Consider the following 15292-nt stretch of genomic DNA (forward strand, 5'->3'; position numbering starts at 1 on the left):
CCTCGTCGACACGGAGTTTCGCACCGAGATAACAGCCCAGCTCGAATGCTTCATACGCTGGGTCGCCTTCCCAACCCTGCGCCGGTGCGTTATACACTTCCAGCATCTCGTCTTGTTGAATCGTTTTTCTACAGTACGTATTCGAGAGGTCTGTCACACCCTCTTGGACGATATCGGCACCGGCTACGGCCACAACCTCATGACGCTCACGCGATTCTTCGATCTTGACGACGTGCCCGTTAGCAAGGTCAAGTCGTTGACATCCCAATTCTAAGAGCTGTGAAATCCGCTCCTCCGGCGATTTCTCCGGCGGAGCTGTGATTTCGATGAGCTGGTCACGGTACTGTTGGTGGCTTGCCTCTTGATCATCGCGGGGGTGAACATGCGATTGACTGACGAGAGCCGGAATCCGGTTGATCAGTTGAGTGTGTAGGTCAGTGCTATCAGTCAGCTGGAGATACTCGGAGACACCAGCCGAAATAGCACTGCTGGCAATCTCTTCGCTCCCGTCAGTTGTACAGAGGATGAAGGGGAGGGCTGGCCGAGCTGCACGGACAGTGTTCAGGAATTCGAGGCCAGTTTGCTCTGGGAGGTCATAGGCAGAAACTACACAGTCAATCGAGTCTTCTTTGAGTTCGTCTACTCCAGCACTCCCGCTAGGCGCTCTTGTGACGCGAAATCGAGTCGCCTCCTGTTCAAGGCGAGTCGCAATCGATTGCATGACATCGCTGTGGTTCTCGACGAATAGAATCCGAATCGGCTCAGTCATACACGGTCAGATGTATATATAAACTGCCACTATCACATATTAAATCTTAGGGGAAGTGTCCGGTTAACAGTTATATATCGTTTCAGATGCTGCTTAACTCTGTATATACGTGGAGACACCCGTGTGTACTGCAGAGTTCACATATCCACTATAGCCTGATATATTGGTAAGTAAACGATAGTAAATGGCTATAAGGCGAGCACTCGCTTGGTGATCCGTCTCGGGGTTAAGCCTCGTGACATCCGCCTGTGAATCTTCGTCCGATAGAGAGATCCATACATACCGCTTGTTACAACTACGTTACACAACCACTCCCCTAATACCGCGCTGCTACCAGTATCCCAAGCTACGTCGAGAACACACCAATATAGCCACTGAGCTATTGCAGAGAGAACAGTATCGAAGCTACTGGTTACCCATAACATCTCTTGTATTTGGCGTGCCCTACGCAGCTAAACAATTTGTGCTGTTAATTAGCTACCACTCAGTAGAGAGAAGCTCACACAATGCTGAGAGACGACACACACTATCGTAGGGACGACACCACCCATGACGAGTGATGACCAATGGGATGACGTGAGCTTCGTCATCAGTTCGCGCTATCGTGTTGGCACACTACAACGTCTCGATCAGGGCCCGGCAACACCCTCGATCATTGCTGAGGAAACCGACCTCAATATGGCGCATGTCTCTCGAGCACTCAAAGAACTCCGTGATAAGGGTCTCGTCACGCTACTGGTCTCTGAAGATCGTCGAAAAGGTCGTGTCCACGGATTGACGGAGACAGGTGAAGACGTCTGGGAGACGATCGAGACACAGAACATGGTCGACGCCGATTGACTGTGCCCCAGCAGACTTGCAATCTGCTAAGAGCCGCCAAAAATCGCCTCCTACGTCCAGACATACTTGTACCAGAGAACAGTAACACCGACTATGACTACCGACGAGACACCGGTCCACCACGGCACGCTCCCCGAGCCGACGAATCTTCGAGACACACTCGAACGGGCTGGCATCGAACATCTCGACGTCGACGAGGAGCGAATCGTCGTCATCTATCAACAGGCGATTCTCATGGTCACTGCCACAGACGGCCAGGTAACAGCCACACAGGAGCTCGAAATCGAACTCTGGGAAGCAGCGCCACACTCGACAGCGTCGGACCCCGAGTCAGTCCTTACCTCATTTACTGACGAACTGGCAGCCGCGACTGGCACACCTCGCTGACTTGCGACCAAAGTGATTGTAGTATCTCGCCACGTCAACTCAGCCCTCGAAGAGGGGACGATATGCCATAGATTCATATCATCAGTCCAGAGTACATCCTCTTAGAAGCCCCTCCAAAGTTGTCCCCTTGAATTCTACTATCTGCTCAGACGAATCAATCCAATCTACAGTCACTCGCCTGATCAAATCCGCCCTCGTATGAGAACCGCTTGCGAGCGTGCGTCGATAGATGAAAAGTCAGCTAATCGTCACCCTTGCACTACTATCTAGTTCCCCCTACATCCGGTCGTCTCTAAAAGCTCTGGCTACCTAATAGACATCAAGTATTAGTTAATTGCCTCTATTTTATATAAATATACCTAGCAGACGAAAGCTATTTGCTTATGCTATACATGGCGGATATACTGAACAGATTATAAATATGATTGGTAGTGCCAATAACAAGCTATCTGGAGGGCGAGTCGCTCTTGCCGATGGGAAAACACCAGTACCGTGTTTTGATCCATACTGCTGTACTGATGCGACTGTTCTCTGCTACGATCAGAACATCAACCGGCCAGTCGCGTTCTGTGATAAACATGCTGAAGACTGGATCGCGAATAAGCACATCGTCCGCGCCAACCAACGGTAGCTGCTATTTCGCTTTAGATTTCGATAGACGATGGTCTCTAATAGCTCTAAGAGTGCAAGGCGAAAGGAACTCCGTATTCTAGCCGAGAGTCGGATCGATAGGTTCTACAGGTCTCTTATCGCCTTCGTCGTGAGTCTTTGTTCAATACCTGTCAACTTCCAAAGAGCCTGACATAGCCCACCAGTGTCTTGTGGCTTGCTGACGTACTGGATTCCAATGGACCGGTTACCACTACTCTCTATACTTCTGGTTGCCTGCTTGCTCGTGCTCGCTGGGTGTACTGGCCCCGCAGAGACCACCGCGACGCCAGCACCCACTAACAGCACATCTACAGCCACCCCCTCACCAACCGAGGTCAATACTACAACCACCACAACGCCCACAGCCAACGGCACCCTCGAAGTTCACGCTATCAACGTCGGCCAGTCAACAAGTACGCTCATTGTGAGCCCGACCGGCGAAACGATGCTGATCGACTCGGGTGACTTCACCGATGACGGCGAATACGTGCTCCAATATCTCCAGCGCCACAACATCACGCGCATCGATCACTTCGTCGTCACTCATGCCGACGCCGACCATATCGGTGGCAACGCGGCGATTATCAACTACTACGAAACCGAAGCCAACGGTATCGGCGCGATCTACGATCCTGGTATCGCCGCCAGTACCCAGACCTACGAGGAATACCTCGACGCCGTCGAGACACACAACGTCCCCCTATACGAAACCAGAGAGGGCGATTCGATTCCCTTCGACGGCGTCGACCTACGAGTCATGGGGCCGCCTGAACCCTACATCGACAACGAAGCGCGCAACGAGAACAGTATCGTCCTCAAACTCACCTACGGCCAGACCAGCTTCCTGCTCCCTGGTGATGGGGAAGCCGATCAGGAACAGTACCTCGTCGAGAACTATGGCTCGCAACTCCAATCGACGGTCCTCTTAGCGGGCCATCACGGCAGTGCCAGCAGCTCGAATCCCGCCTTCCTCGATGCCGTCCAGCCGAAGGTGGCACTCATCTCCAGCGCCTACGATTCGCGCTATGACCATCCCAACACAGAAACGCTCGAACGGCTGGCTGCCCGAAATATTACGACGTACTGGACGGCCACCCACGGTGATATGGTGTTCCGGAGCGATGGCCAAACTGTGACGGTGCGCACCCAACAGGCTGCGCCGACCAAGCCGCTCGCACTCCGAGAGGGCGACTCCATCGCCCCTGGCGCGACCCAACCACTGGAAACCAGAGCCCGCGTTACCGCCAACGATGAGACCCAGTCAGCGACGCCTGTCACGACAGACGGGGGAACGATAACCTCGTCGTCGCTGTCGCTTGCGGACGTCCATGCTGATGCGGCTGGCGACGACGGAGCCAACCTCAACGACGAGTACATCGTGCTTCGCAACGATGGCCAGACGGCAATCGATATGTCCAGTTGGACGGTCGCCGACGAAGCCGGCCACAGCTACACGATTCCAGCAGGCGTCACACTCGAAGCCGGGTCGACAATCACGCTCCACACTGGGAGTGGCCAGAATACGGCGACAGACCTCTACTGGAACGCTGGCAGTCCAGTCTGGAACAATGGCGGCGATACGGTTATCGTCACTACAGCCAGCGGCGAGCGCGTTCTCGAGGAGACTTACGCATGATCCCCGATGGTACGTACACAGCGGTCGTTGATCGCATCGAAGACGAACTCGCGACACTCGAAGTCCAAGGCGACGATGAACGGTATAGCCTGGTTATCGATGAGACAACACTCCCGGCCGACGCTCGACATGCCGATGCGATTGTCGAACTCGAGATGGACGACGGTGAACCGGTAGAGACAGTGTATCAGGAGCAGGAAACAACACGACGGAAGGATGAATCACAGAGCCGGTTCGATAGACTCTCCAAGCGACTCTCGGACGACGACGAAGAATGAATTTTCTATCCGACGTCGTTTGCACAGAATCGAGGAGAAAGCCCACGACTTTACTCGTAGGAAAAGTCACTCGTAGTAGCTGATCCGCTCTGTGACCTCAGCAAAGGCTACGGTTTCCGTGACCGTCTCGATTTCTACGGCAACGCGTTCGCCGACTTCCGTATCGGGAACGATGACAACAAACCCTCGCTCGACGCGTGCCACCCCATCGCCCTGTTCACCGATGTTCGCAATTTCGACTCGCCGAGTCTCCCCTTCTTCGACGGGAGGTTCCTGTCTCTGTCCATTTGCCGACTGAGAGTCCGCACTGCTTTGGTTCATAGTGGTCTCGGTAGAGAGGAATCCGACCTGATACGTCTCGCCGGCCTCCAACTCACCAATTTGCACTTCGTCCGCGGGAACCTCGATTATGAACGATTCATCTGGTTGCTTGACCTCAGCAGAGAACAGACACCGTAGTTCTGATGGAATTTCCATTTAGTTAGACACCATCGTTTGCAGAGATGTCATCGGCCGCCTATTTGAGTCTACTGCCACGGATAGCATGCATGGCGCTGAGAGTAACTTGTAATCTGCTGGTCGAACTCTAGTTCGTGCGGGAGTGGGTCGTCGGCATGGACGTTTGAACAGCGGGACGCTGAACGCGAACGGAGAGTATGAACCTCCTGCCGAGGAATCGGCCCGAGCGGGAGTCCACGCTGAAAGCCTACGGCTTTAGCCGTGGGTTAGCTTACTTGCTGTACTTGTCTTCCAGCGCTGCTTCTTCGCGTGCCAGTATTCTGACGCCCTCGCGGATTCCTTCGGTAAGGACAGTCCGACCCATATCCGTCAGCTCATAGTACGAATAGGTTTCTTCTGTACCCGTGTTCGGATCACGCCGATTTTGGATCAGTGCCACGTCCTGCAACGTCCGAAGGGGGTAGTGCAGGGCATTGTCTTCTTCACCAAGTATCATCGACAGCTCGCTGGTGCTCAGCTCGTTTTTCTCGGCGAGAGCCTCCATGATCTGGAACTGCTTTGGTTTCGATGCCACCTCGTACATCTTGAGATAGTCCTCTAGATCAAAGATACTGTCTTCTGGCAGCTCGACATCCAGCTCAAACCCATCGCTATCGTCCTCATCATCCGGTTGGTTGGGCTCTAGCACACCACCATCCGCAATCGGCGTGTATTCTGGGTGTGTCATAGTACTATAGAATTATACTGCCACCGTCTTAAAGATTCTTACTCTGGTCGCCAGTGCAATCTGTGGCGGCTCTACCAGCTGAAATCCCGTTATTTATGCCGCCTAGTCGAGAATGAAAACCAATGGAAGACCGGCTAATCGAGGCGCTTGAGAATAGCTCATATATTCAAGAGACAGATATCTCAAAACCACGGTTGTTAGTCTATCTCATGGGGCCATACAAATCGCACCCGCCATACAACTCACCCCATCCGGACCACGGTGCAGCCACCTCACGAGTGACACTCGATACAGCACTTGAGAACTTACAAACGAGTGATGAGAATTTCGATGTAGACGAAGCACTCTGGTTGCTCATCGAAATCAAGCGCAAGCTCCGGAAAGAGCGGGGAATCAATGCGTTTCTAGCCACAGATCCAGAAATTTCACTCCACGAGATGGACGCTGCTACCCAGAGCATCGAATATACGAAAGCGTCTGTCGCGACTATTTTTATCGCTCCCGCGATGGGCGATAATCTGGGAGTCGGGATAGAAATCGGCTCTGTCTGTGAACATATCCCGTCCCAAGAATTGCTTGAGGAGGTCCTATTCCTCGGAGAACGTAACGTTGAGAGTTCGATGATTGATGCCGTTTCTGATCGGTGGCACGTGACAGTAGATGATTTCGAAGAGTTCGATGAACTCTATCAAGCGGTCAAAGCCCATATTCGATCCGTTGCGTGAACCGAAATCAATCAAAAGAACTGGCACTTAAGCCCTGTCTCCCTCGTCTTCTCCCGTCGGCTGGATCGCCCGCATTCGGTCGCTATACTCCACTTCGTACTCAGCGAGCAACTGTTCGAACTTCTCGAGGGCGTCCGAAGCGGTCTCGCCTTTTGCCTTGATGGTGATCTGGTCCTCGTCTCGGGTGCCGGTGCCGCGTTTGAGGCGGGCTTCGACACTGGCACCGAGATCTGTTCGTTCGACTCGCTCGACGTCGTCTGAAGTGGTGTCGTCGGACATGGTTTGTCTCGGGAGCACACTCTCTGGTACGCCCCGCATCTATCGGGGGTGCAGAAAACCGCGGTTGAACTATTGGTCGTCGTCGAAGGTCAGCAACATCACTAGCTAACATCAAGGGCACACACTATACTCTCAGAGTAGCTGTTGATACTGTCTATAGCACCCTTCATAGCCGTCTCAGCAGCGGCCATCGTCGCTCTCTCCTCAGCAAATCGGACAGAGCATCACGAATGGGTCCGGCAGAGACGATCAGTTCGGTTCGATGTTGAGCGAGTAGACCTGTTGCCGAGCATCCATCGTCGAGAGACGAGCGGTAACAATGTCGTTCTCCTTGAGGGTTCTCAGCGCAGACCGAACAGTCCGAACAGGCAGAAGCGTTGACTCCGAGAGTTGCGATTGTGTGCGTGTCCCCTCGTACTCAAGGGTCTTAGCGACCAGTTTTGCACTCGGTGGCAGCTCTTGCAGCTCAGTGGCGTCCGAAGCTGAACAAGAGCTTTCAGTAGGCATTGGTCGCAGTAGGACCCTCGCTCGTCATAATAGCCGACCGAGTGTGTACAGTACATACACGACCGACGTTAGTTCTGGCTTGGCCTACACGAGCTTCAGATGAAACAGCTGAAAGGCTGCTAATCAGCCCGTGTCTCGAGTGGTTCCCACGCATCGTATCCGCCGGCCATACTGCCAACAGATTCAGCGTCGCCGTACTCCTCTACGAGGCGAGCAGCCTGCACCGAGGTCTCGCCGATGTAGCAGTACAGGACGACCTCATCGGCCCAGTCGCGGTCGACGACCGTGTCTTCGAGTTCGTCGATAGTGACGTGTTCTGCCTCAGGCAGGTGGCCATCGGCGTACGCCTCGTCGTCACGAACGTCGATGAGGTCGAACGGCTCATCGCGCTCGATTTTTTCGCGAACGGCCGACGGTGAGAGTTCCTCAACCATTACTGTTTCCGGAGGTAAATTCGATAAGTCCCATCGCCACTTCGCCAGACGCGCGCGGTGGCGTCGTCACCCACTGCTCTGGGGACGTTCTCTGTGCATGGCACGTGATCGGTCTCTTGGACGAGGAGGTCATCGGAGTCGATCTCCTGCAGCCCTTTCTGGGCTTCGACCTGTGGATACGGGCACACTTCGCCCATCATGTCTTGGACGAGCGCCGCCTCGTCAAGCAAGTCTTCAGCTTGTTCGTCGCTCAGTTCGTCCGGTGCGTCGGTGACGTCGTCGATGGATGGCATGGATTATGTGTGTTTGAGTAGTCAGTTTGCGAGCAATTCAGATGGCACAGCCGACGTCCCGGTAGATCCAGTGCGTCATCACGTAGACCCCCGCGACGATACCGATCGTCGCGATGAACGAATGAACCGAGAGTTCGGCGATACCGGAGTAGATGTTCCCGATGTTGCAGCCCGGTGCAAGCCGGGAACCGGCACCCATCAGGAATCCACCGGCTACGGCATTTGGGAGCCGTCGTCGCTTGGGAACCCGGAGCGAGAAGTCCCCGCTCCAGAGTGCAGCGATCGCCGCGCCGACGATGACGAATCCAATCATCACCATGTCGACGGTGACGCCAACCCCCTGTCCCTGGAAGAGGATCGAACCCCAGTACTCGAAGGACCCGGCGTCGACGCCGGCCTGCGAGAGGAGATATCCCGTCCAGCGAGCCTCTGGTCCGGTGATACCGACAATCGACACTTGCGTGAACCAGAGGACCGCCATCGCGGTGATACCTAACGCCGCGGTCCGTGGGTCCCACGGCTGTTTACTCGCTGCAATCGGATTGCGCCACGCCTGAACGAGAGACCGAAAGTACGCAGCGGTGCCGCTAGCGAACTGTCGCAGGCCGACGACCGGTGCAAGGAGAGTCGTCAACTGGACGGACGCTACCGTCGACCGTTCCTCAGCCTTTGCAGTATTCGTCTGCCGGCCAATCAGTGTCGCGTACACGAGCAGCGCGAGTACAGCGACACCCACCGCGAGGAGACCTGCTGGGATCGGTGAGATTGTGAACAGACTGAGGCCCTCACCAAACGTCAGCGGCTGGAAGTAAGCGCTCTGCAGCGTCGGGAACGCGGCAGTGAACACGGCGTAACCGACACCCATGAATAGCAGCGTCAACCAGAACTGCAGGTACCCTTCGCCGGCCCGATACAGTGTCCCGCTCGCACAGCCGCCGGCGTAGGTCATTCCGACGCCGAATATGAACCCGCCGAACAGACCGGTGAGTCCCCAGCCAGGCGTCCAGAAGCCCTGATAATAGCCTAATTGGTAAGCGATGCCCCAGAACACCATCGTCAATAGCGTCGCTGCGATCACGCCTTTGGTTACCCGATAGTCCTTGTACGCGAAGAAGTCCCGGAAGGCGTTCACGAAGCAGAAGCGGCCCTTCTGGAGGAACGCTCCCAGGCCGAGTCCGACAACCGCTGCGACGAGTAATGTCGGTACCACGATAGAGAGAACGGGATTCTCGTTCTTAAGCCACCTCTCACCGGGCGGCTCTGCGGGAATCGGATACGGCTACGAAACCGGTGTTGTGGTCTATCTAGTTGAGCAGCACGCTACTAACCGGTGATTTTCACTTCTTCGAGAAGCCAAGGTATAGGTTAATACTGCTCCTACTGTGGACAGTCTATTGCCTCGTACTCAGCTAACCCGAAACCTTCGAGAGTATCCACTCTCAGGAAACATTGAGAGGAAACAGTCAGCAATCTCGTCGCACTCAACCTCGGGAAAACTCACGGCTCTCGGCCAGTAGAGAGCAGAGAAAAACACCTCGTTATAGAGACTACGAGGCTAATACCCCCGCCTTTAGGCGGGGGATACAGCCGACATGGTGCGTGACTTTTTCCGGTCGATAGCATTGCCGGATATTCTATCGTCCCGGTCGTTGGTTTTAATAACTATTCTCTCATAATACGTTATGAAGTTAGTACGATGCTGGAGACAACCCGTACTTACGTCGCACGGATTACGAACCACGAACAGGTTCGTGACGACCTCGACCAGTGCGGGTTTTCCGCTTCGAAACTGTGGAACGTCGGACGCTACTACATCCAAGAACGGTGGGACGACGACGGTGAGATACCCGACGAAGCCGAACTGAAATCGGCGTTGAAAGACCACGAACGCTACAGTGACCTCCATTCGCAGTCAAGTCAGCGAGTTCTCGAAGAACTTGCTGAGGCGTTCACCGGCTGGTACAACGCCGACGACGGCAACAACCCACCGGGCTACCGGAAACGTGGCGACGACCATCCACGCTCCACTGTGACGTGGAAGAAACGAGCTATCAAGCACGACGACAAGCACGGCCAACTCCGCCTCTCGAAAGGCTTCAACTTGAAAGAGAGCCGTTCTGACTTCATCCTCGCGGAGTACGAAACCCGTCCGGACGTAGCAGTCGAGAACATCCAGCAGGTGCGTGGTGTCTGGAACGGCGACGAGTGGGAACTACACATCGTCTGCAAGAAAGAAATTCCAGTCGAAGACGCACCCGGCGACAAGACGGCGGGTATCGACCTCGGGATTAGCAACTACCTCGCCATCGACTACGAAGACGGGGCGAGCGAGTTGTATCCGGGGAACGTGCTGAAAGAGGACAAGCACTACTTCACTCGTGAGGAGTATCAGACCGAAGGCGAGAACGGCCCATCGAAGCGTGCGCGGAAGGCTCGACAGACACTCTCCCGACGCAAAGACCACTTCCTCCACACGCTCTCGAAACACATTGTTGAGCGGTGTGTCGAAGCAGGTGTGGAGAAGATAGCAGTTGGCGACCTCAACGACATCCGTGAGGATGAGAACGGCGACTCACGGAACTGGGGGGCGTCGGGGAACAAGAAACTCCACGGCTGGGAGTTCGACCGTTTCACGGATCTACTCGAATACAAGGCCGAGGAACACGGCATCCTCGTTGACCGTGTAGACGAGGAGAAAACGAGTAAGACATGTTCATGTTGCGGGCAGATTCGGGATAGCAACCGCGTGGAGCGGGGTCTGTACGTCTGTTCGTCGTGCGAGACGACGATGAACGCAGACGTGAACGGCGCAGTGAATATTCGCAGAAGGATAACTCAGAGTCCTCCGACAGGAGATATGAGTAACGGCTGGTTGGCACAGCCCGGAGTCTTCCTGTTCGACCGCGAGAGCGGGTCGTTCATCACGAGAGAGCAGGGAGACTGCAAACCGTAATATCCCACCGCTTAGGATTCCTCCGGCTTTAGCCGGAGGAGGATGTCAAAGACAGGACCGGCCAATCTACAGGCGGACCGGGTATCTTGAGGTTGCCCTAGAGAGAAGTCATCAATGCTGGGGGACAAAAAATTCCACCGTACGGTGTATGATAACACCTTACACTCGAAAACTGACCTGTGAGAAAACTATATGTCAATTGGATATAACTGTCTATCCATGAACTTTGAATTTGGGTGTGAATGCGGCGAGCAGGTCTCGGATTTTACACGAGACGATGGGCCAGAGACCAATATCCGCGTTCGTTGTTCTGAATGTGATACGATTTATGCGCTTACTATTACTCGATTGTCAGTGTAAACGTAGTTAAGTGGCACGTCGAACAAAGTACAGGGACAACAGGATAGCAACCAGACTTCCACCAGCAGTGAACCCAGGGCCGTTTCCTGCTGTTGTTGTCGTAGATGTTTGCGTTGACGGATCGATAACACCAGTCTCATCCGTTGCCGTTTCCGTGGCTGAACCCGATTCAGTGCTCGTTTCCGTAGGTGGTGAAGTGGTACCAGCTGATTCAGTGCCAGTGGTCCCATCAGTTGCTGGTGAGTCAGCGGTCGGAGACGCAGTCTGCGTCGACGGGGTGGATTCCGCGCCACCACTATCGCCGCCACCAGCAGTCGTGGACTGAGTTGAGCCCGTCACGGTGATTTCCGAGCTGTCGCTGACACCCAAAATTTCCGCTCGTTGTCGCACTTTTTTATCGCCTTGCACGACTGCGTAGACATTGTACGTCCCTGGCTCAAATTTGTCAGTCGAGACTGTTGCTGTGTACGTTCCGCCCTGCTTGGTCATCTGCTGGGTTATGTACGTCTCGTCGTCTCCGACGACGATCTCGACAGATTCGAGTGAGGAGTGTTTCTCGACCTTGAGATCCGAAACGCGCGCTTCAAATGTCGCAGTATCCCCGGTCTCAGCGCTTTCCGGGCCACTGACAGTGACATTGTAGCCCGCGAGCACGATGGGATGGACTGCGAGAGTGTTGCCGTCAGATTGAATTGTCGCAGCATACGTGCCCGCTTCGCCAGCACCAAAATAGGACAGCGTCTGTGTGGTATCCTCGGATTTGCGTTCACTGATGATGAGCTCATTATCTGGTCCACGGAGATTCAGATTATAGTTCGTTCCGGAGGGGACATCAGCTGCGACCGTCACCGACTCGTCGACATGAATTCTGGAGATTGAATCGACAGTATATTCGAGTCCATCGTACTCTACTGTCCGTGACGGTGTCTCAATAGACGGTTCGCCCGACAAATCGTAACCCGATACAGCACTTGCGGCGGGGACGAGAAGCAATGCCCCAATGATTACGAGAAGCAAATATCGACTGCGGAGTCGTGTCATATGTGACTAGTCAGTGGTGTCCTACTCATGCTTTTGGATTGGTTCAATACAATTTTTGATTGATACTTTCTCCTAATCTCATCCAGCAAATCGTGATTGTTTCAGAATTTTTATCGAGTGATATTCTGCCTCGTAGACTTGAAAAAGTAGGAATCGGGGATCTCGACTCAACTTTCTGTTCGAGCCGACAGCTACAAACCACTACACGCAAACGTCGGAGTAATGGCGACGCGACGCCGACACCAGTTCGTAGTGGGGAATGTCGCATGGATGGTCGGGGCCGTCCTCGTTCTCACGCTATTAGGATCGCTGTCGCTCGAATTGTTCTTCGTGGTCTCACTGATTGGGTTTCTCGTAGTCGTCGAATTGACCGCTCCCTTCGCTGTCACACCAACGTGGCGAGGGCGGCTGAAGTGGCTTATTGGGCTCGGCCTGCTGGTCTTTGGGTATATCGTGATCCGCCGCATTCTTGCCATCTTGCCGCCGGGGGTCATCTAATGTTCGAGGAGCGTTCCTATCCGAGATTATTATTGATTGTTCTCGTCACAGCGCTTGCAATCACGCTATTCGTCGCTGCCGGAACATCGTCAGCATCACTCGGGGCGTACAATCCAGCTTGGGATGGTACGTCCGAAGTCAGAGACGCCGCCCAGGCCAATGGGACGGAGACGACTATCGCACGGAACGTCAGCGCATACAATGCAGTTACCCCGGACAGAACGGTTGCCGTCGCACTCTCACCTGACGAAGCGTATGGCGAAGATGCAGCTGCTGTCCGGTCGTTCGTTCGATCGGGTGGTACCTTGCTGGTCGCTGAAGACTACGGGACGCACGGGAACAGCCTTTTGGCAGCCATTGGCGCGGATGCACGCGTTACGGGAACACCATTGCGCGATGAACAGCGTGCTGGACCGAGTCCAGCATTCCCGAAAGCGACACCCACAGCAAATCATACCTATACAAGCGGTGTTGACGGACTGATGCTCAACCATGGAAGTGTCGTTGAGCCCGGCAACGCGACAACGCTGATGGCGTCCTCGGAGTTCAGCTACCTCGATACCAACACCAATGAAGAACTCGATGATGACGAGGTCTTGGAACGTCGGCCCGTCGTGACGGTTGAATCAGTTGGTGAGGGGACCGTCCTAGTCGTCAGTGACCCGAGTATCTTCCTCAATTCAATGCTCGAGCGAAGCGACAATGCAGCCTTCTTGCAGGCCATCATCAGCAATCACGACCATGTTCTCCTTGACATCTCACACACAGCCGCGATCCCACCACTAGTTGCAGCTCGCTTGACACTACAGCAATCCGGAATGGCTGCCTTTGTCGCTGGGAGTCTCTCTATTGTCGCACTACTTGCCCTCTCGCAGTCGGACCGGCTTCTCGAACGACTCCGGGCACGACGAGCACACTCTATGCAGTCACCAACACTCTCGAATGACGAGATTGCCGCCTCAATACGGACTCGCCACCCCGAATGGGACACACAACGAGTCGAACGTGTAACAGACAGTTTGATGAAACGTCGTGGAAAACGGGAGACTGATGACTGACCCCGCTGATCTCGCGAACGATATTGCTGCTGAAGTGTCGACAGTTCTGGTGGGCATGGACGACCAAGTCGAGCGCCTTACTATTGCACTGTTAACACGCGGGCACATCTTACTGGAAGGTGTTCCAGGCGTCGCAAAAACGACGCTGGCCAATACGTTCGCTCGGGCAAGTGGGCTAACATACAATCGTGTCCAAATGACACCCGACGTTCTTCCTGCTGACATCACTGGAACGAGTGTCTATCGTGAGGAAATCGGTGAATTCGAACTTCGGACAGGACCAGTATTCGCAAACGTCGTCGTCGCTGACGAGATCAACCGCGCGACGCCGAAAACCCAGTCCGCCCTCTTAGAGGCAATGGCCGAACGCCACGTAACAATCGACGGTGAAACTCTTGATCTCCCAGATCCGTTTCTCGTCGTTGCCACACAGAATCCGATCGAAATGGAAGGGACATTCGAACTGCCTGAAGCTCAACGGGACCGCTTTCAGCAGAAACTCACGATTACCCTCCCAAATACCGATAACGAACGCGAACTGCTCGAACGCTTCAATAACGCGCCGACAATGGGGCCAGAAGATGTTACTGCAGTTGTCTCGCAGGCAGATATACAGGCAGCTCGTGATGTAGTTACCCAAGTTCATATCGAAGATGTCGTCCAAGACTATATTCTCGAGATCGTGGCTGCTACCCGCGACCATGCTGATGTCGCCCACGGTGCTTCGCCACGTGGCTCACTCGCTCTTCTTCAAACGGCGAAAGCTCGGGCTGCTATCAGAGGTCGTGATTATGTCATCAGTGACGATGTCAAGCAGATGATCGAGCCCGTGCTTCGTCATCGGCTTGTCCTCACGACCGATGCTGACCTGAGCGACGTCAGTGCGGCTGATATTATAGATGACCTCCGAACATCGGTGACCCCCCCAGAGGGCAAAGTGACCGACGCAAACCTCCTAACCGAAAAGCCGGGCGAAAGTGGTAGGGAAGACTCGAATTAGTCTCGGGTTGGCCCAGATTGATATTCCTGAATGGCTGCAGTCCATGACCCGAAGCGTGTCTTATAGGTTTCTGGATTGTACGCTCCGTGTTCAGCCATATCCTTTGCAAATGGTGTCCGGCCAACTTTGCTAGCCACGCGACTCACTTCGGCAAGTAACTCTTCAGTTGGGATCGTTGCTGGGCCAGGCCCCGTCGGTTCGAACCCTGCCTCCTCGATAGCAGTATTCCAAGAACCAAACCGAGAAAAGTAGGTCGTCGATGCATATTTGCCTTCTGTATCCATCAAGTTGGCCGTAGGTTTGGTACCATGCTCTGTCGCTAACCGCTGAATCTCTGCGAGTAAGTCTGCTTCAGAGATTTTGCCACTTGTTTGCTTACTGTCGTCGGTCATAGTAG

Annotated in this window: 19 protein-coding genes; 9 read left to right on the forward strand and 10 right to left on the reverse strand. The window is 54.3% G+C overall.

Features of this window, described 5'->3' with window-relative positions; all coding sequences use genetic code 11:
- A partial coding sequence (locus EGH23_RS23205) for a response regulator (protein WP_220582364.1) occupies positions 1-769 on the reverse strand: 769 nt, incomplete at its 3' end.
- A gap of 549 nt (positions 770-1318) precedes the next feature.
- Between EGH23_RS23205 and EGH23_RS23210 the strand changes: the two genes are divergently transcribed.
- From EGH23_RS23210 to EGH23_RS23225, 4 genes are all read left to right on the forward strand, one after another.
- Positions 1319-1609: a winged helix-turn-helix domain-containing protein gene (locus EGH23_RS23210; RefSeq protein WP_220582365.1), complete on the forward strand. Its 291-nt coding sequence runs from the start codon at positions 1319-1321 to the stop codon at positions 1607-1609.
- Positions 1610-1702: 93 nt separating this feature from the next.
- Positions 1703-1996, forward strand: coding sequence for a hypothetical protein (locus EGH23_RS23215; RefSeq protein WP_220582366.1), 294 nt, complete (start codon positions 1703-1705; stop codon positions 1994-1996).
- Between the two features lie 847 nt (positions 1997-2843).
- Complete coding sequence (locus EGH23_RS23220) at positions 2844-4283, forward strand: lamin tail domain-containing protein (RefSeq protein WP_220582367.1); 1440 nt, start codon at positions 2844-2846, stop codon at positions 4281-4283.
- Positions 4280-4561: a DUF3006 family protein gene (locus EGH23_RS23225; RefSeq protein ID WP_220582368.1), complete on the forward strand. Its 282-nt coding sequence runs from the start codon at positions 4280-4282 to the stop codon at positions 4559-4561. The genes EGH23_RS23220 and EGH23_RS23225 overlap by 4 nt, the downstream gene beginning before the upstream one ends.
- Positions 4562-4627: 66 nt before the next feature.
- On the opposite strand, the gene EGH23_RS23230 is transcribed toward EGH23_RS23225, so the two are convergent.
- Positions 4628-4933, reverse strand: a complete 306-nt coding sequence (locus tag EGH23_RS23230; protein WP_328766922.1) for a TRAM domain-containing protein — start codon at positions 4931-4933, stop codon at positions 4628-4630.
- A gap of 358 nt (positions 4934-5291) precedes the next feature.
- Positions 5292-5747 (reverse strand): helix-turn-helix domain-containing protein, encoded by a 456-nt coding sequence (locus tag EGH23_RS23235; RefSeq protein ID WP_236045034.1) that lies wholly within the window; start codon positions 5745-5747, stop codon positions 5292-5294.
- 122 nt (positions 5748-5869) lie between these two features.
- On the opposite strand from EGH23_RS23235, the gene EGH23_RS23240 reads away from it, so the two are divergent.
- The gene (locus tag EGH23_RS23240; RefSeq protein WP_220582370.1) at positions 5870-6472 is read left to right on the forward strand and encodes a DUF7509 family protein; all 603 of its coding nucleotides are present in this window, start codon (positions 5870-5872) and stop codon (positions 6470-6472) included.
- A 27-nt stretch (positions 6473-6499) separates the two neighbouring features.
- Here EGH23_RS23240 and EGH23_RS23245 read toward each other — a convergent pair whose 3' ends face one another.
- The 5 genes from EGH23_RS23245 to EGH23_RS23260 form a co-directional block, all read right to left on the reverse strand.
- On the reverse strand, positions 6500-6751 hold the full coding sequence (locus tag EGH23_RS23245; RefSeq protein ID WP_220582371.1) for a DUF7389 domain-containing protein: 252 nt from the start codon (positions 6749-6751) through the stop codon (positions 6500-6502).
- 249 nt (positions 6752-7000) lie between these two features.
- Positions 7001-7258 carry a hypothetical protein gene (locus tag EGH23_RS27350; RefSeq protein WP_236045035.1) on the reverse strand — a complete coding sequence of 86 codons (258 nt, stop codon included), beginning with the start codon at positions 7256-7258 and terminating at the stop codon, positions 7001-7003.
- 119 nt (positions 7259-7377) lie between these two features.
- Entirely contained in the window at positions 7378-7692 is a 315-nt protein-coding gene (locus EGH23_RS23250) for a rhodanese-like domain-containing protein (RefSeq protein ID WP_220582372.1), read from the reverse strand.
- Positions 7692-7985 (reverse strand): sulfurtransferase TusA family protein, encoded by a 294-nt coding sequence (locus EGH23_RS23255; RefSeq protein WP_220582373.1) that lies wholly within the window; start codon positions 7983-7985, stop codon positions 7692-7694. The genes EGH23_RS23250 and EGH23_RS23255 overlap by 1 nt, the downstream gene beginning before the upstream one ends.
- Before the next feature lie 37 nt (positions 7986-8022).
- Positions 8023-9195: a YeeE/YedE family protein gene (locus EGH23_RS23260; RefSeq protein ID WP_220582374.1), complete on the reverse strand. Its 1173-nt coding sequence runs from the start codon at positions 9193-9195 to the stop codon at positions 8023-8025.
- A 486-nt stretch (positions 9196-9681) separates the two neighbouring features.
- Between EGH23_RS23260 and EGH23_RS23265 the strand changes: the two genes are divergently transcribed.
- Complete coding sequence (locus EGH23_RS23265) at positions 9682-10938, forward strand: RNA-guided endonuclease InsQ/TnpB family protein (protein WP_220582375.1); 1257 nt, start codon at positions 9682-9684, stop codon at positions 10936-10938.
- 366 nt (positions 10939-11304) lie between these two features.
- Here the strand turns inward: EGH23_RS23265 and EGH23_RS23270 are convergent, their stop codons facing one another.
- Complete coding sequence (locus EGH23_RS23270) at positions 11305-12339, reverse strand: hypothetical protein (RefSeq protein ID WP_220582376.1); 1035 nt, start codon at positions 12337-12339, stop codon at positions 11305-11307.
- Between the two features lie 222 nt (positions 12340-12561).
- On the opposite strand from EGH23_RS23270, the gene EGH23_RS23275 reads away from it, so the two are divergent.
- From EGH23_RS23275 to EGH23_RS23285, 3 genes are read left to right on the forward strand one after another with little or no spacing between them, the layout of a single operon-like run.
- Positions 12562-12837 (forward strand): DUF8044 family membrane protein, encoded by a 276-nt coding sequence (locus tag EGH23_RS23275; protein WP_220582377.1) that lies wholly within the window; start codon positions 12562-12564, stop codon positions 12835-12837.
- A complete protein-coding gene (locus tag EGH23_RS23280) occupies positions 12837-13895 on the forward strand; it encodes a DUF4350 domain-containing protein (RefSeq protein ID WP_220582378.1) in 1059 nt (352 codons plus the stop codon). Before EGH23_RS23275 ends, EGH23_RS23280 begins: the two co-directional genes overlap by 1 nt.
- On the forward strand, positions 13888-14895 hold the full coding sequence (locus EGH23_RS23285) for an AAA family ATPase (protein WP_220582379.1): 1008 nt from the start codon (positions 13888-13890) through the stop codon (positions 14893-14895). The genes EGH23_RS23280 and EGH23_RS23285 overlap by 8 nt, the downstream gene beginning before the upstream one ends.
- On the opposite strand, the gene EGH23_RS23290 is transcribed toward EGH23_RS23285, so the two are convergent.
- Positions 14892-15287, reverse strand: a complete 396-nt coding sequence (locus tag EGH23_RS23290; RefSeq protein ID WP_220582380.1) for a homing endonuclease associated repeat-containing protein — start codon at positions 15285-15287, stop codon at positions 14892-14894. The two genes, EGH23_RS23285 and EGH23_RS23290, sit on opposite strands and share 4 nt — an antisense overlap.
- Positions 15288-15292: the final 5 nt, after the last annotated feature.

The organism is Haloarcula nitratireducens (assembly GCF_019599505.1).